Raw genomic sequence first — 24,536 nt, forward strand, 5'->3', positions numbered from 1 at the left:
CCTCCGGGAAGGCCCGGCCCGGGGAGGCGGGCGGCGGTGTGGGAGCGGGGAGTCTCACGCCTTGCGTCCCACGCCGCCGAAGCCCGAGAAGGCGTACGGGTCCTCCGACTCGTCGCCCTCGGCGAGCGCCTCGGTGCGATCCGGGCGCCAGTCCGGCATGGACACGAGACCGGGTTCGAGCAGGTCGAAACCGTCGAAGAAGCCGCCGACCTGCTCCCTGGTGCGCATGACGAGGGGGTTGCGGATGTCCCGGTAGACGTTGACGACGCCGCCCGCCACCTCCTGGGTGAGCGGGATCCCCTCGTACGAGGCGTGCGTGAGGACGAGCAGGCTGCCCGGGGCCAGCGCGTCGCGCAGTTCGGCGACGGCGGCGTACGGCTCGTCCGCGTCCTCGATGAAGTGCAGGACGGCGACGAGCAGCAGCGCGACGGGGCGGTTCAGGTCGAGCAGCCGGCCGACCTCGGGCGCGGCGAGGATCTCCTGCGGCTTGCGCAGGTCGGCGGCGACGACGCCGGTGCGCTCGTCGCCGTCGAGGACGGCCCGGCTGTGCGCGACGGCCACCGGGTCGTGGTCGACGTAGACGACGCTCGCCTCGGTGCTCGCCGCGTGGGCGACCTCGTGGACGTTGCCGAAGGTCGGGATGCCGGAGCCGATGTCCAGGAACTGCGTGACGCCCTCGGCGACGGCGTGCCGGACGGCACGGCGCATGAATGCCCGGTTGGCCTGCATGACCTTGGGGAGTCCCGGCATGAATTCCATGGCGCGGCGGGCCGCCTGGCGGTCGACCTCGAAATTGTGGGAGCCGCCCAGGTAGTAATCGTAGATGCGGGACACGCTCGGCACCGATATGTCGATGCCTGCCGGGGCCCAGGCGGGGCGCTCCATCGGGGTCTCCAAGCCGTAGTCGTGTCGTGTCCGTCCGGGGGGCGGGACGGGGGTCGGACTCCTGTCCGAGCCGAATGTACTGATCATTGCCCAACGGAGCGAGTAAAAGCGGAAATTGGCGGTCCGTTCTTGGTCACACACCAAAGGCTCGAACGGGTCCGGACAGCGGCAGCTCGGAATCCGACAAATACCTTTTGGGAATTGAACGTCACTCGATCAGACACGGTCGCCGGCTGGCTCAAACCTCTCTGGTCCCAACTCCGCCCGTTCAGGCGAACCAAGCCCGTCCCCCACGTGCGCGGGCGCGCGCGGGCCCATGCTCCCCGGGTGAACAGAGCCTGTGCCAGGCGCATGCTGGCGGTCCCGGTCCTGCTGTGGGCGGCGTTGGCCGTCACGCCGGCCGTGGCCGATAGCAGCGCATACGCGACGATCGACGCCGGCGACGGCGGAGCGTCCCTCACGGTGTTCGCGGCCGCCGGCAGCGGCGGGAGCGCGGCCGGTCGAGGTGGCGGACATCACGGCAAGGGGCACGGCAAGGACCGCGGCGGCCATCACGGCGGAGGGCACCACGGAGGACATCACGGAGGGCACGGTGGACACCACTGCCCGCCGCCTCCCCCGCCGTGCCCTCCCAAGCCGACCCCGACACCACCGAAGCCGACCCCCACCCCGACCCCGACGCCCACGCCCACCCCGACCCCGACCCCGCCTCCCCCGAAGCCCAAGCCGACCCCGCCACCGAAGCCCACCCCGCCACCACCACCCCCGCCTGCTCCCGCTCCGCCCAGGCCGGCCCCCGAACCGGTACCGAAGCCGCCGGCGCCGGCCCCGCCGCCGCCACCCCGGGTGTACAAGGCTCCCGCTCCGCCGCCGCCGAAGCCCGCGCCGGAGCCGACGCCGCCCCCGGTGGTGACACCGTCACCCGCCCCCAAGCCGGTGGCGCGCCCCAGCTATCACGCGCCGGCCCGCAAACCGGCCGAACGTCATATTTCGCCGGTCACCTTCACGCTCATGACCGCGGCGCCGGCCGTGCTCGCGATCGTCGCGCTGCGCCCGCGCTGACCGTTCGGGCCCTGCCGGCCCGAAACCCACTGACAGCTCGGAACCACCGTCCGCGCGAAACCCACTGACCGCGCCGACCGCGCCGGGCCCACCGGTGCGCAGGTTCTTCCTTCCCCGTGATCACCGATTGGGAGTCATCTTGTCGGAATGGCTCGTCCTGTCCCTCGCGATGGCCGCGGCGTGCGCCGTGGTCCTTTCCATCGCCTTCTTCAACCACCGCAGGATCGGCGAGGACGACGATCCGAACGAAACCCCGGACGTCATCGAGTACATGACGATGATGATCGGGGTGATCTACGCCATCGTGCTCGGTCTCGCCATCGCCGGCGTCTGGGAAGGCAGAGGGGCCGCCCAGGAATACGTCCGCCAGGAGGCCCAGGCCCTGCACGAGATCAGCGTCCGCTCGGAGGTCTACCCGGCCGAGGTGCGCAAGAAGATCCGCTCGGACGTCGACGCGTACGTGACGTACGTGGTGGACACGGAGTGGAAGGAGATGGCCGAGAAGGGCGAACTGACCGACCGCGGCAACGAACTGCTGGAACGCATCCGCCGGGACGTGACGGACTACGAACCGAAGACCGACCACGAGGGACAGGCCTACCAGCCGCTGGTCGACCAGGCCGCCATGGTGGACGACGCCCGCAACTCACGCGGGCAGAGCGCCGGCGCCACCATGCCGGGGGTGGTGTGGTTCGGGCTGATCGCCGGGGCGCTCGTGACGGTGGGGTTGATCTTCACCCTGCAGATCCGCCGGTCGTTCCGCGAAATGCTGCTCGCCGGCCTGTTCAGCGCACTGATCGCCTTCCTGTTGTTCCTGATCTGGGACTTCGACGCACCCTTCGGGCGGGGCATCTCGGCGACCGCCGAGCCGTTCCTCGCACAGTTCCCACATCTGGGACTCGGGGACTGAAGCCGCCCCGGGCGCCCGGAGGAACGGGCGCCCGGGGCGGACGTCGGCAAACCGGGGACGGGCCGCCCGTCCCCGGTTCGGCCTACCGCCATGCCCCATTCGCCCGTTCCTGATCGCGGGTCACCGGGCCCGCACCTAGCGTGGCGGACATCGAGGCGCATGACCCCTCACGTGCGGAAACGCTGCGCGGCTGCTCCTCGGGGATCCGGAGAACCAGCCATGGGTGCGATACGCAGCTCCGTCACCACCCTGTTCAGCGTCGGCGCCGCGGGCGCGGTCCTCGCACTCGCCGCGCCCGCCGCCCTCGCGGCGGAGGCGGCGCCCATCACCTCGTTCGGCTTCGCCATCACCCCGTCCACGGTCGCCCCCGGCGGACGGACGGTGCTCTCCGTCACCGGCTGCGACGCCGCCTTCGCCACCGCGTCCTCCGGGATCTTCGACACCGTGAGCATCGCGCGCGGCCAGACCGTCCGCGTCACGGTGGACAGCGACGCCCGCCGCGGAGCCCAGTACTCCGTCTCCTTCACCTGCAACGGTGAGACCGGCTCCGCCGACGTGACGATCGCGGGCGCGACGAGCACGCCCACCACCAGCTCGACCACGGGCTCCCGTACGAGCACCTCCCCCTCGGCCTCCGCGGCGGCCTCCTCCCCGGCCGCCTCCTCCCCCGCGGCAGCGGTGGCCCCGCCGCGCACCACGCCGGCGTCCCCGCCGCGCACCACGGCGGTGACCCCGGCCCGCACGACGGCCGCCGCCGTCCCTCCGCGCACCACCGCGCCCGTGCCGCGCACGACCACGGAACCGGCCGCGCGCGCCACGACGGGCACGGTCTCGGGCAACGTCACGGCCTCGGGCGGTGCCAGCCTCGGTGTCCGGGGCGGGCTCGGCGGCAGCGTCGCCGGGATGGACCCGCTGGAACTCGGCGCGGGTGCGGGGCTCTTCCTGATCGCCTCGGCGGGCACCGCGTACGCCCTGCGCCGCCGCCGGTCGTCCAACGGTCACTGACCGCCGGAACGACCCGCGGACCGACCCCCGGACCGGCCCGCTGCACCCGCGCGGTCCGCACGACACTCACCACCCCGGGCGGGGGCCGCTACCGGCCCGACCCGCAGGACCCGCACGTCCCTCACCACGCACACCGCCCACGCACCTCGCACGCCCCGCATGCGGTCGCGGCCCACCCGACCGACCGGCACGCACCCAGCACACCGCCCCAGCCCGAGTGGCCGGTCCCGCCCGCACCCGTCCCACCCGCAAACCGCCGGTCGCCCCGAGGCCCGGGCGGGCCCGGGGCGACCGGCGATCATCAGGGTGGGCTTCCGCCCCGTGCGGCGGGCCCCGTCAGGCCCGGCCCGCCGGGACGGGACGACGACGGCGCATCACGTGCACGCCCGCGCCGAGTGCCGCCGCACCGATCAGACCCGCGCCCATGGCCGTCTCGGCGGCGGACGGGCCGAAGGACCCTCCGATGCCGCCCTGGGCACCGCGGCCCGGGAGGATGGTGAAGCGGTGCGTGGCGACCAGGTTGTTGTCGTGGCACTTGACCGACAGCGTGTGGTGGCCCGGCGAGGCGTGGTTGAAGATCCGGACGGTGGCGAAGCCGATGGGGCCGGACGACAGGTTCGTCTGCGGAAAGTTGCCGTGCGACCAGACGGTGCCGCCGTTGCGGCAGCCGGCCGCGCTGACCTGCATCGAGGCACCCTGGTGCACGGAGTACGGGTTGACCGTGACGTTGCTGGGCCCGGTGCCGCCGCCCTGCGGGTTCGCGTGGGCGGACGTGGCACTGAGACCGATCGCGGCGCAGGCGGCCGCGGTCACGGTGAGAGCGCGGAAAGCACGCATGGTGGAACCTCCAGCGGAAAGCGCCCCGGAGCGGTGGCTCCGGGCAGATCGACGAGAACGCCTCCCATCACGAACCCTCGGGCCGGTCCGCAACCGACGCATGTCCACCTTTGGGCCGCCCGGTTGAGCGACACGCCGAAGGACGCGCAATGGATCTGACGGATCCGCAGGTCACGGGGCGTCAGGCATTTATGTGACGATTACCTGGATGGGCGCACCCCTTCCGGCCCCACCACCCGTTCGCCCCTCCCCGATCGCCGTCCCGACCGAGCGCCCTTAGCGTGCGTGAAGTAGGGCGTACAGGGGTGGGACTGGAACGCGGGTCGGGACCCCCGCGTCGGGAAGGGAGAGCCATGACCGAGGACGAGAGTGAGCAGCGGCCGAGGAGACGTTCCCCCTGGGGCGTGCTCGCGCTGGTCATGCTCAGCGGCCTCGCCATGATGCGCAACGGAGCGAACGTCGAGGACGGGCCGCCGCAGCCCACCGCTGCCGCGGCCGTCGCCGTGCGCCCGGACCAGCTGCCGGTGAATCCGCCGACGCCGCCGGCGGACATGGAGGTGCTGGACCACTCGTCGGTGCAGCGCATCCGGGTGCCGTCGATCAATGTGGACGCGCCGGTGATGACGGTCGGGCTGGACGCGCAGGGGTGGATCGACGCCCCTCCGCCGCAGGACCGCAACCTCGCCGGCTGGTACCTCAACGGCATCTCGCCGGGCCAGCAGGGGTCGGCGGTGATCGTGGGGCACGTGGACAACGCGCAGGGCCCGGCCGTCTTCTACGGCCTCGGGTCGACGAAACCGGGCAGCCGGATCGAGGTGGAGCGGTACGACGGTCGCACGGCCGTGTTCGAGGTGTACGGCGTGGAGGTGTTCTCCAAGGAGTCCTTCCCCGGTGCCCGCGTGTACGGGGACACCGGGCACCCGGAGCTGCGGGTGATCACCTGTGGCGGCGGTTACTCGAAGGACAAGGGCTACGACGGGAACGTGGTCGTCTTCGCCCGGATGGTGGCCGCCCGCTGACGGACCCCCCTTCCTACGGATCCTCCGGCGGACCCTGGCGACGGAACCCGCCGCCAGGACCCGCCGACACGATCCGCCGACACGATGGCGTCCTGCCGCCCCGCCGAGGGAGTTCCTCAGCGGGGCGGCAGCGTGGGCAGCGTCATCCGGTAGCCGCGCGCCAGGAGTTGGGGCAGGTAGGTGGCGAGGGCCTGGACGCTCTGCGCGCGGTTGCCGCCGGCGTCGTGGTTCAGCACGATCACCCCGGGCCCGGCGCCGGCCTGTACGCGGGACACGATGGCGCCGGTCCCGGGTTCCTTCCAGTCGAGGGTGTCCAGGGTCCAGGCGAGCGGCTCCATGCCGAGGTCGGCGCCGATCTCGAAGGCGGCCCGGTTCCAGGCCCCGTACGGGGCGCGGAACCACAGCGGCGGTTCCCCGACGGTCTGTTGGACGACCTCGCTGGTGCGACCGATCTCGGAGAGCAGGGCGGGTCGGCTGAGCTTGGGGATGAGCGGGTGCGTCCAGGTGTGGTTGCCGATGACGTGCCCCTCGGTGACCATCCTGCGCAGCAGGTCGCGGTTGTCGGTGGCCATCTCCCCGCAGACGAAGAACGTGGCGCGGACCTGGTACCGGGCGAGGGTGTCGAGGATGGCGGGGGTGTAGCGGGGGTCGGGGCCGTCGTCGAAGGTGAGTGCCATGGCGCTGGCGTGGGCGGCGTCGTCGGGTAGCCCGAGAATGGGCCGTGCGCGGACGGCCGGCTTCACGAGGGGCGGCCGCGCGGGCGCCTCGGCGGTCATGGGCCGGAGCCGGTACGACTTCTCGGGTGGTCCGGCGGGGAGCAGTCCGGGGGCTCCGGCGGCGCCGGCGGGCGGCGGGCCTCCGGCCGGGGCGGGGCCGGCGCCGGGGAGAGGGGTCTGTGACTCGCCGGCCGTGACCAAGGTGGACGCGGCGGCGATTCCGAGGAAGACGGCGGTACGCAGGAGCACGCGTCGCCCTACTGTCGGCTCGTCATTTTTCATTATTACTACGTATCAACGACATCCCGGCAGATGTCGAGAGGCGCGGACGCACCCCCGTTCGCTCACCCGTTCAGCCGCGCCGCACCAGGGGGAACGGGAGCGTCTCCCGGATCGTCAGGCCCGTCAGGAACATGACCAGACGGTCCACGCCGATGCCCAGGCCGCCGGTCGGCGGCATGGCGTACTCCAGGGCGTCCAGGAAGTCGTTGTCGAGTTCCATCGCCTCGGGGTCGCCGCCCGCCGCGAGCAGGGACTGCGCCGTGAGGCGACGGCGCTGCTCGACGGGGTCGGTCAACTCCGAGTAAGCGGTGCCCAGTTCGGTCCCGAAGGCGACCAGGTCCCAGCGTTCGGCCAGCCGCGGGTCCTTGCGGTGCTGCCGGGTGAGCGGAGAGACGTCGGTCGGGAAGTCCTTGTAGAAGGTCGGCAGCTGGGTGCGCTCCTCGACCAGCCGCTCGTACATCTCCAGGACCACGTCACCGCGGGTGTCCTCCGGCGCGTGCGGCACCTTGGCCCGGTCGCAGAGTCGGCGCAGCACGTCCTCCTCGGTGTCCGCGTCGACCTCCTCGCCCAGGGCCTCGCTGATCGCGCCGTACATGGTCTTGACGGGCCACTGTCCGGAGATGTCGTGGACGACGAGCTTCCCGTCGGGGCCCGCCTTGTGGGCGATCGGCGAACCGTAGGCCGCGGTCGCGGCGCCCTGGATGAGTTCGCGGGTGAGGTCGAGCATGACGTCGTAGTCGGCGAAGGCCTGGTAGGCCTCCAGCATCGTGAACTCGGGGTTGTGCTTGTAGGAGACGCCCTCGTTGCGGAAGGTGCGACCCATCTCGAAGACCTTCTCCATGCCGCCGACGCACAGTCGCTTGAGGTAGAGCTCGGGTGCGATGCGCAGGTACAGGTCGAGGTCGTAGGCGTTGATGTGCGTACGGAACGGCCTGGCGTTCGCGCCGCCGTGGATCTGCTGGAGCATCGGGGTCTCGACCTCCAGGTAGCCCCGGTCCAGCAGCCCCTGGCGCAGGGCCTGCACCGCGCTGGACCGGGCCCGTACGACGTCGCGGGCGTCGGGGCTCGCGACGAGGTCGAGGTAGCGGCGCCGGACCCGCGCCTCCGGGTCGGCGAGACCCTTGCGCTTGTCCGGGAGGGGGCGCAGGCACTTGCCGGTGAGCTGCCAGTCGGAGACGACCACGGACAATTCGCCGGACCGGCTGGTGCCGACCTCCCCCGTCGCCACCACGTGGTCACCGAAGTCGACCTGTGCGGTGAAGGACTCCAGCGCCCCGGGCCCGGCCTCGTCCCGGGTGAACATCAGCTGGGTGTCGCCGGTCCAGTCGCGCAGTACGGCGAAGACCACGCCGCCGAGGTCGCGCACGACCATCACCCGTCCGGCGAGGGTGACCTGTTCGCCGGTGCGGGCGCCCGGCGGGTAGCCGGGGTGGGCGGCCTTCAGCTGGGCGACGGTGTGGGTGCGCTGCCGGATCCCGACCGGGTAGGGGTCGGTGCCGCTCGCCCGGATCCGTTCCATCTTGGCGTGCCGGACGCGGACCTGGTCGGGCAGCCGCTCGATCGGGGGGCGTTCCCCGTCCTCGCCCACGAGGTCCAGGCCCATGGAGTCGATGGACGGCAACCCCTCGGTGGTGGCGGGATTGGTGAGGCCCTTGGGGTGGCCGTTGCCCCAGAGGGTGCGCAGGCTCGGTACGGAGACGAAGCCCTCCGCGATGCCGGAGGCGAGGCTGACCCGGGCGAGCGATCCGGCGTCCTGATAGCAGAGGAACCGGGGGTACCACTCGGGGCCGTACTTGACGTTCGAGCGGTACAGCGCCTCCAGCTGCCACCAGCGGGAGAAGAACAGCAGCAGTTTGCGCCACAGTTTCAGGATCGGGCCGGCGCCGATCCGGCCGCCTTCCTCGAAGGCGGAGCGGAACACCGCGAAGTTCAGGGAGATCCGGCGCACGCCCAGGCCGGGGGCGGCGGCGCACAGCTGGGCGACCATGAACTCCATGACGCCGTTCGGGGCGGACCGGTCCCGGCGCATCAGGTCGAGGGAGATGCCGTCCTTCCCCCAGGGGACGAAGGACAGCAGGGCGATCAGCTCGCCCTGCGCGTCGAAGGCCTCGACCAGCAGGCAGTCGCCGTCGGCGCGGTCCCCCAGCCGGTCGAGGGCCATGGAGAAGCCGCGTTCCGTCTCGGTGTCGCGCCAGCGGTCGGCCCGGTCGACGATCATCTGCATCTCGTCCTCGGACAGCGCCGAGTGGCGGCGGATGAGGGTGGTGGCCCCCGCCCGTCGGACCCGGTTCACGGCCTGCCGGGTGACCCGCATGTCCCGGCCGTCGAGGTCGAAGTGGGCGACCTGCAGGATCGCCTCGTCGCCGAGCTGGAGGGCGCTGAGCCCGGACCGGGCGTAGGCGGTCGCGCCTTCCTCGGAGGCGCCCATCACGGCCGGCTGCCATCCGTAGCGGCGGGCCACGGCCAGCCAGGCGTCGACGGCGGGGGTCCAGGCGGCGGGGTCGCCCACCGGGTCGCCGCTCGCCAGGCACACCCCTGCCTCCACCCGGTACGTCACCGCCGCCTTGCCGTTCGGGGCGAAGACGACGGCCTTGTCGCGCCGGGTCGCGAAGTAGCCGAGGGAGTCGTTGCGGCCGTACGCGCCGAGGAGCGCCCTGATGCGGGGCTCCTCGTCACCGTGCAGGGCGGCGGTCAGTCGCTGGGAACGGAACAGGGTCGTGGCCGCGTTCAGCAGGGCGAGGGCGCCGAAGAGGCCGAGGAGGAAGTACAGCGGGCGGGGCGGCCGCCCGTCGAACTGCCGGGCGGAGAAGAGCCCGCCGAACACCTGCTTCGCGGCCCAGTCCAGCCACTGTCCCCTGGGCAGGGTCCCGGGGAACAGTGCGACGAGCCCCCACCCGACGAGGACCGCGGCGAGCAGTCCGAGGCCGAGCACGAGCATGGCGCGCCAGACGGCGCCGTGTCGGGACGCGGCGTAGAACTCGCCGCGCGCCGCGATGAGGATGATCATGGCGGCGACGGCGACGGCCATGGAGGGGCCGCCGACCCAGTAGTCCCCGTCGGCGATGATCAGTACGTCGACCAGGATCAGCAGGGCCAGATAGGTGACGACGATCCACCACGCGATCTTCTTGCGGGTGCCGAGGGCGGCGGCCAGCAGGAAGAGGAACACGGCGTACGCGAGGTTCTCGCTGACGGGCACCACGAACTGGTCCAGGAAGCGGACCACGGGCCTCAGCAGCCGTCTCAGCGTCGGGGAGAGGGCCAGCAGGGCGCACAGCAGCCCGAGCGTTCCGAAGAACGCGCCGAAGGCGTCCGGTACCCGGCTCAGGAACCGGCCGCGGGTCCTGCCGGTCCCACGGGTCTCCTCCACTGTGGCACTCATGGTTCGCACTGTAGGGAGGGCGGCGGCGGTCCGCGCGGCGAGCCGGCCGGGACCCGTCGCCGAAATCCCGTCCGCCCCGGGGGCGACGACGGGAGTTCGACGCCAGGCCCTAACCTCGGGAGGGTGACAGAGCACGTGAACACGGGATTCGAACGCGGCACCGACGGCCCGAAGGTCATCCTCGCCGGAGTTGACGGTTCCGACTCCTCCCTGCGGGCCGCCGCCTACGCCGCCGGCCTCGCCCGCCGCCAGAACGCCCTCCTCGCCCTCGTGTACGTCCAGCCCGTCCTCCCGGCCGGGGCCTCGATGGGCGCGCCCGTCGCCGACACCACCGGGGAGATCGCGGAGGGCATCGTCGCCGAGATCCGCGACGCCGCGGAACGCCTGAAGGGCGTCTTCGACGTCCGCTGGCAGTTCCACACGTTCCGCGGGGACCCGTACGCCGGGCTCGTGAGCGCCGCCGACGAGCTGACGGCGGACGCCGTCGTCGTCGGCGCCTCCGAGCGGGCGGGCCACCGCATCGTCGGCTCGGTGGCCGTCCGCCTGGTCAAGGCGGGCCGCTGGCCGGTGACGGTGGTGCCGTAGCCGGGGTCGCCCGCGTACGGGTTCCGGACCCCCGTCGACGGCTCGGTGCCGTGCCCGGTGACGTCAGCGTGCCGGGTACGGGCCGCCGTCGACAGCGCCGTGTCGTGTCGTGCCCGGTGACGTCAGCGTGCCGGTTTCAGGCCGTCCTTGGCGGCGCCGCGGCCGAGAACGGCCTCGGTGACGGTCTCCTGGGCCTCCTCGTAGTCGCCCCGGTCGGGATCCTCGGCGAGGGCCGCGGGGAGGTTGACCACCCGGCCCGGGCCGAGGTCCATCATCTGCGGGATGAACTCGGCCTTCGTCACCTGCCAGCGCTGCCCGGGCGCGGCCGGCGGGGCGAAGGTGAAGCGGCCGATCGAGCCGTAGTTGCCGCGCAGGTCGCGCGCGCCCGAAGGGTTGAACATCTCGCCGGCGACCTGGTCCCCCATCCCGTAGACGATCCAGGTGCCGTTGACCTTCTCGTAGGCCTGCGGCACGTGTGCGTGCGTCCCCAGGATCATGTCGATGTCGGGCCGGCCGCCGGTCTGCGAGGCGGTCAGCGCCTTGCCCAGCGAGAGCTGCGTCTCGTCGGGATCGGTCTCCCACTCGGTGCCCCAGTGGAGGCTGACCAGGACCACGTCCGCGCCGGCCTTGCGGGCGGCCCTGGCGTCCGCGACGATCCGGTCCTGCTTCATCTCGTTGACCGCCCACGGTTGGCCGTCCGGCATCGGGTAGCCGTTGGTGTCGTAGGTGTAGGCGAGGTGCGCGACCTTCGCTGGGCCCGCCCGGTACATCGTCGTCCTGGCCGCCTCGGCGGCCGTGCGGGCGGAGCCCGCGTGGCCGAGCCCGACCTTGTCGAACCTGTCGAGGGTGCGCCGGATGCCGTCCGCCCCGTCGTCGAGGGTGTGGTTGGAGGCCGTGGAGCAGCCGTCGTACCCGGCGTCCTTCAGCCCGTCGGCGACCTCGGGCGGGGAGACGAAGGCCGGGTAGCCGCTGAACGGTCCGCCGTCCTCGCCGTAGATCGTCTCCATGTGGCACAGCGCGAGGTCCGCGGCCGAGACCACCGGCTTCACCCCGGAGAACATGGGGCGGAAGTCCCATCCGTCGCCCCCGGCGTCCGTCGCCGCCCGCTTGATGACCGAGGTGTGCGGCAGTACGTCGCCGCTGGCCACCAGGGTGAAGCCCTTCTCCGTGGCGCCGGGGGCCGCGGTTCCGGTGGGGGCGGGCGTTCCGGAGGACGGGCCGGCCGCACTGGCACCGGGACGGGTCGGGGCGGGTCCCCCGGTGGAGCAGCCGGCGGCCGCCGCCGGCAGCAGGAGGGCGGAGAGGAGTGCGAGTGCCCGTCGGGTGCGTGTGCTCATCTTCGCCGACTCCCTTTTGTATGACTATCGGATCATCTGATCCGCAATCCATAGGAGAAGACGCGCGAAGTCAAGGAACGGTGCCGTCCGCCCGAGCCCGCCCACTCCGACGGCCCCCCGCCCGTTCGCCGCGCCGTTCGACCGTTCGTCGTCCGGCGCGCCCGCCCACCGGACGACCCGGGTGCTTGGGCGCAACGGCGGCGCCGGACGGTTCCGGGCGGGCTCCGTGCAGGTCAGGGTGAGTGGGTCGGCTCCCCCCAGCGGGAGCCGAGACCCCGACGGCCCCCGGAAGGAGCCAATCGTGTCGCCCTCCCCCACCCTCCAGCACACCGAACCCGAGGCTCTGGCCGAACTCCAGCGCGACCACGGGCGGGCCGTGTTCGGTTTCCTGCTCGGCCTGACGGCGGGGGACGCCCAGCGCGCCGAGGACCTCGTCCAGGAGACCCTCGTACGGGCCTGGCAGCACCCGGAGGTGCTGGCCAGCGGCCACGAGTCCATGCGGCCCTGGTTGTTCACGGTCGCGCGGCGGCTGGCGATCGACGCCCGCCGGGCCCGCCTGTCACGCCCGCAGGAGGTCGACCCGCACGGCCTGGAACACGCGCCGGAACCCCAGGACGCGGTGGCCGGCTCGGTCACCGCGATCGACATCCGGCGCGCCGTGCGCAGTCTGGGACCCGAGCACCGGGACGTACTGGTGCAGGTCTACTTCCAGGACCGCTCGGTGGCCGAGGCCGCCGCAGAGCTCGGCATTCCGGCCGGAACGGTCAAATCCCGTACTTATTACGCCCTTCGCGCCCTCCGGAAGGGACTCCAGGGGTACGGCCTCGGCGCCTGACGGCCGGGCCGCACGGGTCGCCCGGCCCGCCGTCCCTCGAAGCGCACCGGAGAAACTCTCAAGGATCGTCCGTCATGCGCACGAACCGGACAGGTAACGCATCGATTGCGGCATCAGAGCGTTCAAGTTGAGTAAACATCCCCCGCTCCACGAGTCGTGCGGTGAAGGCTCAGGGGTGACGGCGGAAGCTCGACGCGCGGAGAGGTGGAACGGTGCAGCCCGAGGGTTCGAACGGCACCAGTGACGGCGGACTGGCAGTGCCCATGGCATGGCTCTACGCGGAGTACATCGCCGACGAGCTGCTGCGCACGGGCCGGCTGATCCCGGTCAGCACCCTGGAGTTCCGCGCCGGACGCGACACTCTCGCGCTGACGATCTACCTCTCGGACGCGGCCGGTGAGCTCTCCGGCATCCGGGTGGTCTCACAGCTCGACGAGTGGTTGTCCCTGACGGCCTACGGGCACCCCTGGCGCGACTGGGTCCACACCCGTTTCCTCGCGCTGGGCGAGGAGGCCCGCGAGCGCGGCGGCGCGGAGGACCCCGACCTCGAACTGGCACGCGCGGCCTGGCGCTGGCTCGACCACACCGAGTTGTTCGCCACCAACATCGACCCGGCCCGCCACGGCCACACGGACACCCCGCCGGGCCTTGACGAGAACGTCCGCGTCTGGACACCGGCCTGGCAACTGGGCCTCCCCCTGGGGCACTTGGCGATGCACCTGTTCTAGGGCCTGTCGTCGAGGTCCCGTTGCCGCCAGGAGGGCGGCCTCGCGGTGTACCGTGCGCGCTCCCGGAAGGGCGCTCCCGGCGGGCGCGAGCGCCCGGTCGCCCCTCAGGCCGTGTCGGCCGGGTCGGTCACCAGGCCCGTGAAGTCCGCCTCGTTGCGCTCGGCCCGGGTGACGTACCAGCGGGCGATCAGCCACATCGCCGGGTACGCGACCAGGCCCAGCGCGATCCAGACCAGCGGGCCGGCCGTCGACCGCGGGAGCAGGAACGCCAGCGGCAGCAGGACCAGCAGCAGCGCGAGCACCGCCAGCGCGCCCAGCCCGGACCGCAGTTGGCTGCGCATCAGGGCCCGAACGTAGGTCGTGCCGAGAGTGGTGTGCTCGGAGATCTCCGAGCAGGCCGGGGCGTACGCGGGCGGCCGGCGCCGGGTGCCCCGGGGCACGCCGGTGACGGTCTCCCGCCGGGGCGGGTGCTGCGGGTCGGCCATGGTGCCGGAGTCTACGCAGGGCCCCGCTACTTGAGGAGGCGGGAGAGCCTGCGGTCCGCGAGGGGCTTCCCGCCGGTCTGGCAGGTGGGGCAGTACTGGAGCGAGGAGTCCGCGAACGATACGGAACGGACCGTGTCCCCGCACACCGGGCAGGGTTCGCCCGCCCGGCCGTGGACCTTCAGCCCGCTCTTCTTCTCCGCCTTCAGCTTCCCCGCCGCGACCCCGTGGGCACGCTCGACCGCCGTGCCCAGGGTGTCCCGCACGGCCTCGTAGAGGTGCGTGACCTGGCCCTCGTCGAAGGAGGCCGCCAGTTTGAACGGCGAGACGCGGGCCTCGTGCAGGATTTCGTCGCTGTAGGCGTTGCCGATCCCGGCGATGACGGACTGATCGCGCAGCACGCCCTTGATCTGCCTGCGCTCCCCCGCCAGCAGCGCTGCGAAGGCGTCCCGGTCGAAACCCTCCCCGAGCGGGTCGGGGCCGAGCCGGGCGATGCCCGGGACCTCCTGGGGGTCGCGCACGACGTACACCGCGAGGCGCTTTTGGGTACCGGCCTCGGTGAGGTCGAAGCCGCCGCCGCCCTCCAGTACGACGCGCAGGGCGAGCGGCCCCTTGCCCGGCCGCGGCGGCTGCGCGGGGAACGCGTCCCGCCAGTGCAGCCAGCCGGCGCGGGCCAGGTGGGTGACGAGGTGGAGGTCGCCGATCCGCAGGGCGAGGAACTTGCCGTGGCGGGCGGTGGGCCCGGCCGTCAACCCTTCCAGGGCGGTCGGCGGCGGGTCGTACGTCTTGAGCACGCTGACCGCGAGCGGGAGGACGCGCTCCACCACCCGCCCGGCGAGGTGCTCGTCGAGGAACCCCCGCAGGGCCTCGACCTCGGGCAACTCCGGCATCCCCCCAGCCTGCCGCCACCCTTCCCGAACCGCGACCCGGAACGCTTACCGGGAGGCGCTCAGCGGGGGTCGTCGCTCTCCCAGGGGTGGACGAAGGCTCCCGGGTCGATGCCCCACGCGTCCAGCACCGCGAGGAGCCCGGCCTCGTCCCCGGCCTGCGCCGAGCGGACGAGCACCTCTCCGACGTCGTGGTCGAAGCCGTCCAGCCGGTCCCGGTCGTACTCCCGGTGGTGCAGCCGGAACGCACGCCCGGCGTCGCAGCGCACCCACCCCTGCGTTTCCGCGTCGGCGTCCGGCCCCGTCCACCCTGGGGTGACGTCCACGAACGCCCGCCGGTCGGGCCGCGACGACGGGACCTCCGTGACGAGCCTCCTGCCGAGGCGCAGGGCGTTCAGTTTGTCCACGGGCCACGCCGGTTCGCCGTTCACGGGGCCATTCAACCGGCCACCCCGGTCCGCGGGTCGGGCGGGTCAGGCAGGTCAGGCAGGTCAGGACATCACGAATTCGCACCACACGCATTTGCCGCTGCCCCGGGGCTCCACGCCCCAGACGTCCGCGAGCCGGTCGACGAGCATCAGGCCGCGGCCCGACACTCCGGACTCGCCCGCCTCGCGGCGCCTGGGGAGGGCGCTGGAGCGGTCCTCGACCTCCACGCGCAGCCGCCGCTCGGGGCCGCTCAGCACGCGCAGGGTGACGATGGCCGGCCCGTCGGTGTGCATGAGGGCGTTCACGATGAGTTCGTCCGCGACGAGTTCGATCTCGTCGGCCCTGTTGCGCGCACCCCACGCCCGGACCGCCGCGCCGATCATGTGCCGGGCGGCCACGAGGGCTTCGGGATCCCCGGGGGCCACGTGCTGCTGGAGCCGGCCGCCGCCCTTCGGGGCCTCCTCGCCCTGCCGGCGCAGCAGGAGCAGGGCCATGTCGTCGTCGCCGCCCCGGTCGTCGACGACCTCGCACAGCCGGTCCGCGAGGAGTTGCAGGTCGTCCGGACCGTTGCGGATCAGGGAGGTGAGGAACTGGATGCCGTCGTCGAGGTCGGCGCCGGGCTGTTCCACCAGCCCGTCGGTGCACAGCAGAAGCGTTTCTCCCGGATCCAGTTCCACCGTGGTGACCGCGTACTCCAGGCGGCCGAACTCCGCCGACAGGCCCAGCGGCATCCCGCCCTCCACCGGCAGCCGTCGGCAGTCCCCGTCGCTGGTGCGCAGCAGCGGGTCGAGGTGGCCCGCGCGTACCAGCTGGAGGACCCCGGTGGAGAGGTCGGCCTCCACGTACGTGCAGGTCGCGAAGCGGTCGGTGTCCAGCTCGTGCAGGAAGACGGAGGCCCTCGCCATCACGGTCGCCGGCGAGTGGCCCTCGGCGGCGTACGCGCGCAGGACGATCCTGAGCTGGCCCATCACGGCGGCCGCGTGCGTGTCGTGGCCCTGGACGTCGCCGATGACGGCGCCCACCCGGCCGCCCGGCAGCGGGATGACGTCGTACCAGTCCCCGCCGATGTCCTGGCCCATCCGCGCGGAACGGTAGCGGACCGCGATCCGGGCTCCCGGGACGGCCGGGATGCGTCGGGGCAGCATGGCCTGCTGGAGTCCCTCGGCGAGGTCGTGCTCCTGTTCCAGCAGCATGGCCCGTTGGAGGCTCTGCGCGATGCTGCTGCCCAGGGCCACCAGCAGGTTCCGTTCGTCCTGGGTGAATCCGTCCTTGTCCTGGTAGAGGAGTCCGATGGCGCCGATCGGGCGGGCCTGCGCGATCAGCGGGAGGTAGGCGGCGGCGGAGATCCGCATGGGGGAGATCTTCGCCCAGAGCCCCGGGTAGCCGTGGGCGAACTCCTCCGCCGAGTCGAGGAAGCGCGGCTGGAGCGAGCGGACGACCTCGCTCATCGGGTACGGCTCGTCGATGCGGGTGTAGCGGGTACCGGGCACGAAACTGCCCTGGGGGCCTTCGGCCACCAGGTGGATGCGGCCGGCCTCGACGAGGCCCATGACCATGCCCATCGAGCCGAGGCGTTCCAGGCCGTGGGCGTCGCCGAGGGCGTCGATGACGTCCTTGACGGTCCGGGCGTGCGCGAGCGCCGCCGTGGTGCTCTCGACCACGGAGGTCTGGCGGCGCCGCTCGTCGTCCAGTCCGAGGCGTTCGGCGGAATGGCTGAGTTCCTCGGTGGCGTCGCGGACGATCCCGATGATCCGGTACGGGCGTCCGTCGGGGTCCCGCATGACGCGACCCTGGGTGTGGGTCCAGCGGAGCTCGCCGTCACGGCAGCGGATCCGGAAGTAGGCGCCGTAGCTGTCGACGCCGCTCTTGAGGGCGCTGGAGACCAGCGCGTCCAGCCGGGTGGACTCGGCCGGCGGGACGCGCGGGGAGAGGGATTCGGGCCGTCCGTCGTAGGCGTCGGGGGTGGTGTCGAAGACTTCGAGGGCGGCTGAGTCCAGGTGCATGAGGCCGGTGACCAGGTCCCAGTCGAAACTGCCCATCCGGTTCAGTGACAGCGACCGGTCCGCGTGTGCGGGCCAGTCGTCCGGCAGCGATGTGGTGCTCGGCACCGATCCACCATGACACAGCCGGGGGTCAGGCGCTCTCCAGGTACTGGGTGTCCTCGGACTCCCCGGTCAGCGGGTCCGGGACGTCGTACGGGAGGTCGGGCAGGAACGGGTCGAGCATGTCCTGCAAGGCGTCCTCGTCCGGGTATCCGGGCAGGGCGGGGTCGCTGTCCGGGCTCTGCGGGAACTGCTCGGACGGTACGTCGCCGGCCGCGTCCCCGGGTGCGTTCGGTGCGGGATCCGCGGGCCGGGCCGGGGACGGCGTCCCGGGCGCCTGCGGGGTCACCGGCTGCTGCGGGTTCACGGGCGGCTGCGAGGGCTTGCCGGGCGGGGTGTCCGCGGCCGGCGGGCACGGGGCGGCGGCGCCCGGCAGCTGCGCCTGCGGGCCCGCGAGGGGCAGGTCGGCGGACGGGTCGGTGGGCACGCCGGCCGCCCCCTCACCGGGGATGCTTCCGGGGACGCCGGGGGCACCGCCCGGGACGCCGGAAGACCCGTCGGCGTGCGGGCCGGGGGCGCCGGGGACACCGGAGGACGCCCCCGTCGAGGTGTCCGGCAGCAGGTCGAGGGGCGCTCCGCCGGCCACGTCACCGGCCGGACCGCCGGTCAGGTCATCGCCGGGAGCGGTTCCGGTGGTGCCGGTGGTGCCGGTGGTGCCGGTTCCGAGGCCGTCGCCGGTGGCTCCGGTGCCGAGCTCCGCGTAGAGGTCGGCGTCGAGGTACGGATCGAGGTCGCCGCCGAGGTCCGCGGTGAAATCGTCGACGGGGCCGGAGGTCGGGCCGCCCGTGAGGTCGTCCGCGAAGGAGTCGGGCCCGACCTGCGGCGTGCCGGCGGACGGTGCGAGCGGCGCCCCGGCGGCCGGATCGGACGGCAGGCTCCCCGCGGCACCACCGGTCACGTCGGACGGCAGGCTCCCCCCGGCGCCCCCGGTCACGTCGGACTGCGCGTCCCACGGCAGGTCCCCGGTGAGGTCGGAGGGGGGTCCGGCGGGAGGCGCCGACGGGGACACCGGCGGCTTGGTCCGCTCCAGGCTGTGGGTATCGGCCGCGGTGCAGGGGTCGGAGGCCGTCCCGGGCGCGTCGGCGGGCCCGTCGGGGATGCCGTCGGCCGGGTCGTAGGGCGGCAGCACCCGCGGTGTCCTGTCCTGGGCGCCGTCGTCCCCGGTCCTGCGCTCGATCCAGGTGTTGTCGGCCATGTTGACGATGAGCAGGTTGTCCAGGCGGCGGGCGCTCGGTTCGACGACCACGACCTGGTTGGCCTGGTAGCCCTGCCAGGGGTCGCCCTTGATCACCGGGCTGCCGTTCGCGGAGCGCGGCGCGACGAGCGGGTTGCCGCAGCCGCAGCGGACCCGCGGCATGCCGTGTTCGTCGACGAGGACGGCCGTGCCCGCCTGGAGGACGGCCTGGAAGTCCTCGGGGTGGCCGTCCTTGTACCCGTGGCTGGTGACCCGGGTGTCGGCGCGGAGCACCACCGGGGTGAGCCCGCGCAGGAAGTCGGGGAGCTTGGCCTGTTCCACTCCGGAGACGGAGGCGAAGGCGCGTCCCCTCGCCTCGTCGGCGGCGAGGAAGCCGACCTGCCGTTCCACGTCGCAGCTGCCGAAGCGCTGGGTGCCGCCGTAGAGGCCGGGGGTGCCCGCGCCGATCGTACGGATGCCCCGACCGCTGCGGTTCGGCAGCGGCGGCTGCACGGGGGCCGACTCCCGGGTGGCGAAGGAGGCGGTGAAGGGCGCGGAGCCGGCGGCGCCGACGGGCTGCAGCTGGACCTCCTTGCTCTCCGCGGCCGGACCCTTCGTCAGCTCGGGCGGCGAGCCCGTGCAACCTGCGGCGAGCAGGCCGACGAGGGCGAAGAGGGTTGTGCAGGTCGGTAGGTGACGGCGCGACGCCTGACGGGATGTCATCGGTGCGGGCACGTCATTCACGTCTTTCACGCTGATCTCCCTTTTCGCCCCGGTTTGTATGCTCCTGTCTGCCGCAAGTTCCGGAGCGCCGCAAGTGGAGGGCCGCGAGCGGGGCGCCAACACTCCGCACCACACCGTCTTGAACATGTTCAAGGAACCCCGTAGGGTCACGACCGTAACTTGAACACGTTCAAAGGAGTGAGCCGTGACGGTACTCGTCAACCTGATCGTCACCCTGGGCATGTTCTACGTCGTGCCCGTGGGCCTCCTCCTGATCGACCCCGCCGGATTGCGCACCACCGCCCGACTGTGGCCGCTCGCAGCCCTCCCCGGAGCGCTGTGCCTGTGGCTGCCGCGCGGCGCGACGGCCACCGCCCTCGCCGCTCTCTACGCCCTCGCGGCGCTGGCCCTGGCCGCGCACGCCCCGGCCCGACTGCTGCGGACCCGCTCGCTCGCCCCCGCCGAGGTGGCCGCGCTGACGGCGTTGGTCTCGCCCTCGGTCGCCGGGACCGCGCTGGTCGCCGAACGGGCCGGGTACCGGCTCTTCGGCTTCGACCTCGACATCCTGGCCCTGACCGTCCCCCACTTCCACTTCGCCGGGTTCACGGCGGCACTGGTCGCCGGACTGGTCTGCCGATCGGCGGGCGCACTGCGGTGGGCGCGCTGGGCGGCGTACAGCGTCCCCGCCGGCACCTTGCTGGTGCTCGTCGGATACTTCGTGGACGACTGGGCCGAACTGCTGGGAGCGGTCGTGCTGACGGCCGGGATGTGGGCCGTGGCACTCGTGACCTGGCGCGACCTGCGGCCCACCGCGCGCGACCGGACCACCGGGACCCTGCTGGCGGTGTCCGCGGCCGTACTGGTCGCCACCATGCTGCTCGCCCTGTGGTGGGCGGTCGGCGAGGCCACCGGGATCGCGCACCCCACCTTGACGTGGATGGCCGCGACGCATGGCCTCGGCAACGCGCTCGGCTTCGCCCTGTGCTCGCTACTGGCCTGGCGGCGCCTCACCACCACCCCGACCACCCCCGGTGCGCCGGCCACCCCGGCCGCCCCGCCCGTCCCGATCCGCCCCACGACGACCGCCACGCCCCGGGCAACGACCCGCTGAACGCGAACCCTCGAACGGAGAGCACCCCATGACCCGCCTCACCGCCACCGGCCGGGACACCCTCAACTACCCCGACCGCGGCGCCACCCGGCATCGCCCCCTGCCCACCGGCTACAACCACCTGCACCACCGGGCCCGCATCGGGCACGGCCGCGAGGTGTTCGAGACGGCCGGCAGGGCGGTCTCGGAGTTCGCCGTGCACCGGGCGGCCGGGGCCGGCGTCCGGACGGACGGGCCCACCGCGCCCGGCGTGCGGGTCGAGATCAGCCTCGGCATCGGCCCACTGCGCATCAGCGTGCCGTGCGAGGTGATCTGGGTACCGGACGCCGCGGACCGGGCGGGATTCGCCTACGGCACCCGGACCGGGCACCCCGAGTGCGGCGAGGAAGCGTTCCTGGTGGAACTCGCCGAGGACGGCACGGTGTGGTTCGAGGTGACCGCCTTCAGCCGCCCGGCCACCTGGTACACCCGCCTCGCGGGCCCGATCGTCCCCGTCCTCCAGCTCGGCTACGCCCGGTGGCTGACCCGCCACCTGCGCAAGCTGGCCGCGCGCGGCTGATACTGGAGGGGATGGACTGGTTCACCGCTCCCGCGTACTGGCCGGCCCGGATCGTGTTCCAACGGACCCTCGCCGGCGTCTACGTCCTCGCCTTCGTCGGGGCCGCCCTGCAGTTCAGGGCCCTGATCGGGGCCCACGGCATGCTGCCCGTCCCGCGCCACGTGCGGTACGTGCCCTTCCGGCACGCGCCGAGCCTGTTCCAACTCCACTACTCCGACCGTCTCTTCGCCGGCTGCGCCTGGGCCGGCGCGACGCTCGCCGCCGCACTGGCGGCGGGGGTCGGCGACGCGGTCCCGCTGGGCGCGGCCATGGCGATGTGGGCGGTCCTGTGGTCGCTGTACCTGTCCATCGTCAACGTGGGGCAGACCTGGTACTCCTTCGGCTGGGAGTCGCTGCTGCTGGAGGTGGGTTTCCTCGCCGTGTTCCTGGGCAACGCCCGGGCCGGGCCGCCGGTGCTGGTTCTGTGGCTGCTGTGGTGGGTGTTGTTCCGGGTGGAGTTCGGCGCCGGGCTGATCAAGATGCGGGGCGACGCCTGCTGGCGGAAGCTCACCTGCCTCTACCACCACCACGAGACGCAGCCCATGCCCGGACCGCTCAGCTGGTTCTTCCACCACCTGCCGAAGCCGCTGCACCGGGTGGAGTGCGCCGCGAACCACGTGACACAACTCGCCGTGCCGTTCCTGCTGTTCGTCCCCCAGCCGGTGGCCTCGTTCGCCGCCGCCGTGATGGTCGCCACCCAACTGTGGCTGGTCCTCTCCGGCAACTTCGCCTGGCTGAACTGGCTGACGATCGCGCTCGCGCTGTCCGCCGTCGACTTCACCCGGTTCACCGGGCCGCCGCCCGCCGCCGCCTCGCGCGCGGCTCCCCCGTGGTACGTGGTCCTCGTGTGCGCGGTGACCGTCCTGGTCCTCGTGCTGAGCCGGCACCCGGTCGCCAACATGATCTCGCGCCACCAGGTGATGAACCGCTCCTACGACGGCCTCCACCTGGTCAACACCTACGGCGCCTTCGGCTCGGTCGGCCGGATCCGCGAGGAGGTGGTCGTCGAGGGCACCGACGAGCGCACCCCGCGCGAGGACGGCGCGTGGCGGGAGTACGGCTTCAAGGGCAAGCCGGGTGAACTCCGGCGGCTGCCTCGCCAGTTCGCCCCCCATCACCTGCGCCTCGACTGGCTCATGTGGTTCGCGGCGCTGTCCCCCGGCTACGCGCGGGACTGGTTCGGGCCGTTCGTCGAGCGGCTGCTGGCGGGCGACCGGGACACGCTGCGGCTGTTGCGCCACAACCCCTTCCCGGACGCCCCGCCACGTTTCGTGCGGGCCCGGTTGTACCGCTACCGGTTCACCACCCGGCGGGAGCTCCGTGAGACGGGCGCGTGGTGGCACCGCACGCTGGTGCGCGAGTACCTGCCGCCGACCCGGCTCACGGATCCGGCCGGCTCAGAGCCCGAGTAGGGCCGCCTCACGCTCGGCCGAAATGCCCTTCTGGGGGCGGTCGGGCCGGTGCGGGGCGATGCCGCCGAGGCTCTGCAGCCAGGCCCAGGTGTCCGCGGCCGTCTCCTCGACGGGCCTGCACGTCAGGCCGGCGTCGAGGGCCTTGGTCACGTCGGCGCCGAACATGAAGTCGTACAGCTCGCCCTCGGGAAGCCAGATCGGCAGTTCCGTCCAGGGCTCGATGCCGGCCTCCTCGATCACGGCGTCCGGGGTCCAGCGCGGCTCGACCGTGCCGCCGGTGGCGGCGGCACAGGCGGCGATGAGGCTGCCCATGGTGGCGTGGCCCTTGGGCGAGACCAGGTCGTACGCGCCGGAGCGGCCGGCCGCGGCGGCGTCCAGGGTCCAGCGCGCGAGGTCGCGCACGTCGATGTACTGGAGCGGCAGGTCGGGGCGGCCGGGGGCCAGGAGGGGGCCGCCGCGGGCCACCCGGTTCAGCCACCAGGGCAGCCGGCCGACGTTCTCGTACGGGCCGACGATCAGGCCCGCCCGCACCAGGAGCGCACGGTCCCCGAAGGCGGCCTCGACGGCCAGTTCGCCGCCGCGCTTGTCCTCGGCGTAGGCGGTGCCGTCCGCGTCGGGGGAACCCTCGACGAGCGGGCCGTCCTCGCCCGCACCGGCGGCCCCGGCGGGAGAGGGGTGGACGTACACCGAGCGGCTGGAGACGTACGTGTACTGCCCCACCCGGCCGGCCAGCAGGCGGGCGCTGTCGCGCACCGCCGTGGGGGCGCCGCTCCAGGTGTCGACGACCAGGTCCCACTCCCCCGCGGCGAGGGCGGCGAGCCCGTCGGGGGCCGTACGGTCCCCGTGGAGCGCGGTCGTGCGCGGCGGGGCGGCATGGTGACCGCGGTGGAAGACGGTCACGTCCCAGCCCCGGTCCAGGGCGTCCTCGACGATCGCACGCCCGACGAATTCGGTACCACCCAGCATCAGCAGTCTCATGGACCGAGACTGCACGACCGGAGCACGGCCGGGTAAGGGGTGATCGCCTTCAGCGATCACGCCGAGGGCGGACGCGGAACGGGAACTCCGCGCACGCCGTGCCCCCGTCGCCCATCGGCGCGGGGGCACGGACCGGTTACCGGTCGGGGCGCGGTCTAGTCGATGCCGGGCAGGATGTGGGGTTCGGCCAGGTCGTCCTCGTAACCCGCCAGCCGGATCGGCGCGGAGCGCGCCCACACTTCCAGGCTGCCGAGCTCGTCGGACTTCGTGTGCGTTCCCCGACCCGGTCGCTCCAGGGTCTTTTCGGGCTTCGTCGTTTCAGTCACCGCGCACTCCCTCGTGTCGCGTAACCCGGCGGGCACTGACGCGCGCCGGAGATAGGGAAATATAAGAGTTTCCGGACGCGGTGGCGCCTTGGTGGAGCGGTGCCCGGGTGGGGCTCCTTGCGGCTCAGGGTACACATATGAGCGGGACCCCGCTCGATGGAAGGGTAAAATCCACGCTGGACCGCATGTTTTCGCCCGAAGTTCAGCGCGTCGTACGCCGGTGTGTCGCCCCGTACCGATCTGCTCGACGGCGATGCGGCGTGCGCGCGGACGATGGCCCGAACGAGGGAAGGAACGGCGGTGGCGGACGTACCGGAGATCGGCAGTGTCGACGAGCTGATGGAGCTGCTGGACGCTCACCGGGGCCGCGATCACGGACTGCGGACGGCGGCGCTGCTGCGGCGCTCGCACCCGTCCGACAAGGAACTCCAGGTGGCCGGACTGCTGCACGGCCTGCCCCGGGAGCTGCGGCCGCTCCTGGGCGCCCGCGTCGCGGGCCTCGCCCGGGAGCACCACGCTCCGGCGCCGCCCCATCCGGCCCCGGACGTGGAAACCCTGCGCGAGGCCTCCGAGTCGGCGTCGACCGCGGGCCTGAACGCGGGGGTGACGGAGGACTGGCGTCCGGTCCTCGAACTGCTCGCCGCGCGCGTGCGCGGCGTGAACTGAACGAGGACCCCGGGGTCCGGGGTCCTCGACGGCGGTTCCACCGGTCGACGAACGACCGTGCGGCG

23 protein-coding genes are annotated in these 24,536 nt (G+C 72.9%); 11 read left to right on the top strand and 12 right to left on the bottom strand.

What is annotated here, in order from left to right; translation table 11 throughout:
• Positions 1-54 precede the first annotated feature (54 nt).
• On the bottom strand, positions 55-885 hold the full coding sequence (locus tag ACFVS6_RS09390; protein WP_389702152.1) for an SAM-dependent methyltransferase: 831 nt from the start codon (positions 883-885) through the stop codon (positions 55-57).
• Positions 886-1,791: 906 nt separating this feature from the next.
• Here ACFVS6_RS09390 and ACFVS6_RS09395 point away from each other — a divergent pair.
• The 3 genes from ACFVS6_RS09395 (at position 1,792) to ACFVS6_RS09405 (ending at position 3,862) form a co-directional block, all read left to right on the top strand.
• The gene (locus ACFVS6_RS09395; protein ID WP_389702154.1) at positions 1,792-1,947 is read left to right on the top strand and encodes a hypothetical protein; all 156 of its coding nucleotides are present in this window, start codon (positions 1,792-1,794) and stop codon (positions 1,945-1,947) included.
• Positions 1,948-2,086: 139 nt separating this feature from the next.
• Positions 2,087-2,857, top strand: coding sequence for a hypothetical protein (locus ACFVS6_RS09400; RefSeq protein WP_389702156.1), 771 nt, complete (start codon positions 2,087-2,089; stop codon positions 2,855-2,857).
• A gap of 219 nt (positions 2,858-3,076) precedes the next feature.
• Positions 3,077-3,862 (top strand): hypothetical protein, encoded by a 786-nt coding sequence (locus ACFVS6_RS09405; protein WP_389702158.1) that lies wholly within the window; start codon positions 3,077-3,079, stop codon positions 3,860-3,862.
• Between the two features lie 336 nt (positions 3,863-4,198).
• On the opposite strand, the gene ACFVS6_RS09410 is transcribed toward ACFVS6_RS09405, so the two are convergent.
• On the bottom strand, positions 4,199-4,699 hold the full coding sequence (locus tag ACFVS6_RS09410; protein WP_389702160.1) for a hypothetical protein: 501 nt from the start codon (positions 4,697-4,699) through the stop codon (positions 4,199-4,201).
• 353 nt (positions 4,700-5,052) lie between these two features.
• Between ACFVS6_RS09410 and ACFVS6_RS09415 the strand changes: the two genes are divergently transcribed.
• Complete coding sequence (locus ACFVS6_RS09415) at positions 5,053-5,718, top strand: class F sortase (RefSeq protein ID WP_389702162.1); 666 nt, start codon at positions 5,053-5,055, stop codon at positions 5,716-5,718.
• 116 nt (positions 5,719-5,834) lie between these two features.
• Here ACFVS6_RS09415 and ACFVS6_RS09420 read toward each other — a convergent pair whose 3' ends face one another.
• The gene (locus tag ACFVS6_RS09420) at positions 5,835-6,716 is read right to left on the bottom strand and encodes a polysaccharide deacetylase family protein (protein ID WP_389702164.1); all 882 of its coding nucleotides are present in this window, start codon (positions 6,714-6,716) and stop codon (positions 5,835-5,837) included.
• Positions 6,717-6,786: 70 nt separating this feature from the next.
• A complete protein-coding gene (gene lysX, locus ACFVS6_RS09425; protein ID WP_389702166.1) occupies positions 6,787-10,098 on the bottom strand; it encodes a bifunctional lysylphosphatidylglycerol synthetase/lysine--tRNA ligase LysX in 3,312 nt (1,103 codons plus the stop codon).
• Between the two features lie 123 nt (positions 10,099-10,221).
• Here lysX and ACFVS6_RS09430 point away from each other — a divergent pair, with 123 nt between their 5' ends.
• Positions 10,222-10,683, top strand: coding sequence for a universal stress protein (locus ACFVS6_RS09430; RefSeq protein ID WP_389702168.1), 462 nt, complete (start codon positions 10,222-10,224; stop codon positions 10,681-10,683).
• Between the two features lie 122 nt (positions 10,684-10,805).
• Here the strand turns inward: ACFVS6_RS09430 and ACFVS6_RS09435 are convergent, their stop codons facing one another.
• Entirely contained in the window at positions 10,806-12,020 is a 1,215-nt protein-coding gene (locus ACFVS6_RS09435; protein WP_389702170.1) for a CapA family protein, read from the bottom strand.
• A 301-nt stretch (positions 12,021-12,321) separates the two neighbouring features.
• Between ACFVS6_RS09435 and ACFVS6_RS09440 the strand changes: the two genes are divergently transcribed.
• A complete protein-coding gene (locus ACFVS6_RS09440; RefSeq protein ID WP_389702172.1) occupies positions 12,322-12,855 on the top strand; it encodes a sigma-70 family RNA polymerase sigma factor in 534 nt (177 codons plus the stop codon).
• Between the two features lie 263 nt (positions 12,856-13,118).
• Positions 13,119-13,583, top strand: a complete 465-nt coding sequence (locus ACFVS6_RS09445) for a hypothetical protein (protein ID WP_389702495.1) — start codon at positions 13,119-13,121, stop codon at positions 13,581-13,583.
• Positions 13,584-13,687: 104 nt separating this feature from the next.
• Here the strand turns inward: ACFVS6_RS09445 and ACFVS6_RS09450 are convergent, their stop codons facing one another.
• The 5 genes from ACFVS6_RS09450 to ACFVS6_RS09470 are packed head-to-tail and all read right to left on the bottom strand — an operon-like array spanning position 13,688 to position 19,410.
• Entirely contained in the window at positions 13,688-14,068 is a 381-nt protein-coding gene (locus ACFVS6_RS09450; RefSeq protein ID WP_389702174.1) for a hypothetical protein, read from the bottom strand.
• 26 nt (positions 14,069-14,094) lie between these two features.
• Positions 14,095-14,955 (bottom strand): Fpg/Nei family DNA glycosylase, encoded by an 861-nt coding sequence (locus ACFVS6_RS09455; RefSeq protein ID WP_389702176.1) that lies wholly within the window; start codon positions 14,953-14,955, stop codon positions 14,095-14,097.
• 59 nt (positions 14,956-15,014) lie between these two features.
• Complete coding sequence (locus tag ACFVS6_RS09460; RefSeq protein WP_389702178.1) at positions 15,015-15,383, bottom strand: hypothetical protein; 369 nt, start codon at positions 15,381-15,383, stop codon at positions 15,015-15,017.
• 60 nt (positions 15,384-15,443) lie between these two features.
• Positions 15,444-17,507 carry a SpoIIE family protein phosphatase gene (locus ACFVS6_RS09465; protein ID WP_389702497.1) on the bottom strand — a complete coding sequence of 688 codons (2,064 nt, stop codon included), beginning with the start codon at positions 17,505-17,507 and terminating at the stop codon, positions 15,444-15,446.
• 7 nt (positions 17,508-17,514) lie between these two features.
• Complete coding sequence (locus ACFVS6_RS09470; RefSeq protein ID WP_389702180.1) at positions 17,515-19,410, bottom strand: DUF6777 domain-containing protein; 1,896 nt, start codon at positions 19,408-19,410, stop codon at positions 17,515-17,517.
• Between the two features lie 175 nt (positions 19,411-19,585).
• On the opposite strand from ACFVS6_RS09470, the gene ACFVS6_RS09475 reads away from it, so the two are divergent.
• The 3 genes from ACFVS6_RS09475 to ACFVS6_RS09485 are packed head-to-tail and all read left to right on the top strand — an operon-like array spanning position 19,586 to position 22,501.
• On the top strand, positions 19,586-20,491 hold the full coding sequence (locus tag ACFVS6_RS09475; RefSeq protein WP_389702182.1) for a YndJ family protein: 906 nt from the start codon (positions 19,586-19,588) through the stop codon (positions 20,489-20,491).
• A gap of 28 nt (positions 20,492-20,519) precedes the next feature.
• Positions 20,520-21,050 (top strand): DUF1990 family protein, encoded by a 531-nt coding sequence (locus tag ACFVS6_RS09480; RefSeq protein WP_389702184.1) that lies wholly within the window; start codon positions 20,520-20,522, stop codon positions 21,048-21,050.
• A gap of 11 nt (positions 21,051-21,061) precedes the next feature.
• Positions 21,062-22,501 (top strand): lipase maturation factor family protein, encoded by a 1,440-nt coding sequence (locus ACFVS6_RS09485; RefSeq protein WP_389702186.1) that lies wholly within the window; start codon positions 21,062-21,064, stop codon positions 22,499-22,501.
• Here the strand turns inward: ACFVS6_RS09485 and ACFVS6_RS09490 are convergent.
• Positions 22,487-23,479, bottom strand: a complete 993-nt coding sequence (locus tag ACFVS6_RS09490; RefSeq protein ID WP_389702188.1) for an NAD-dependent epimerase/dehydratase family protein — start codon at positions 23,477-23,479, stop codon at positions 22,487-22,489. The two genes, ACFVS6_RS09485 and ACFVS6_RS09490, sit on opposite strands and share 15 nt — an antisense overlap.
• A 155-nt stretch (positions 23,480-23,634) precedes the next feature.
• Complete coding sequence (locus ACFVS6_RS09495; RefSeq protein ID WP_389702189.1) at positions 23,635-23,805, bottom strand: hypothetical protein; 171 nt, start codon at positions 23,803-23,805, stop codon at positions 23,635-23,637.
• Between the two features lie 339 nt (positions 23,806-24,144).
• On the opposite strand from ACFVS6_RS09495, the gene ACFVS6_RS09500 reads away from it, so the two are divergent.
• A complete protein-coding gene (locus tag ACFVS6_RS09500; RefSeq protein ID WP_389702499.1) occupies positions 24,145-24,471 on the top strand; it encodes a hypothetical protein in 327 nt (108 codons plus the stop codon).
• The last annotated feature ends 65 nt before the right edge of the window (positions 24,472-24,536 follow it).

Origin of the sequence: Streptomyces sp. NPDC057939 (genome assembly GCF_042887545.1) — a bacterium.
Lineage (GTDB): Bacteria > Actinomycetota > Actinomycetes > Streptomycetales > Streptomycetaceae > Streptomyces.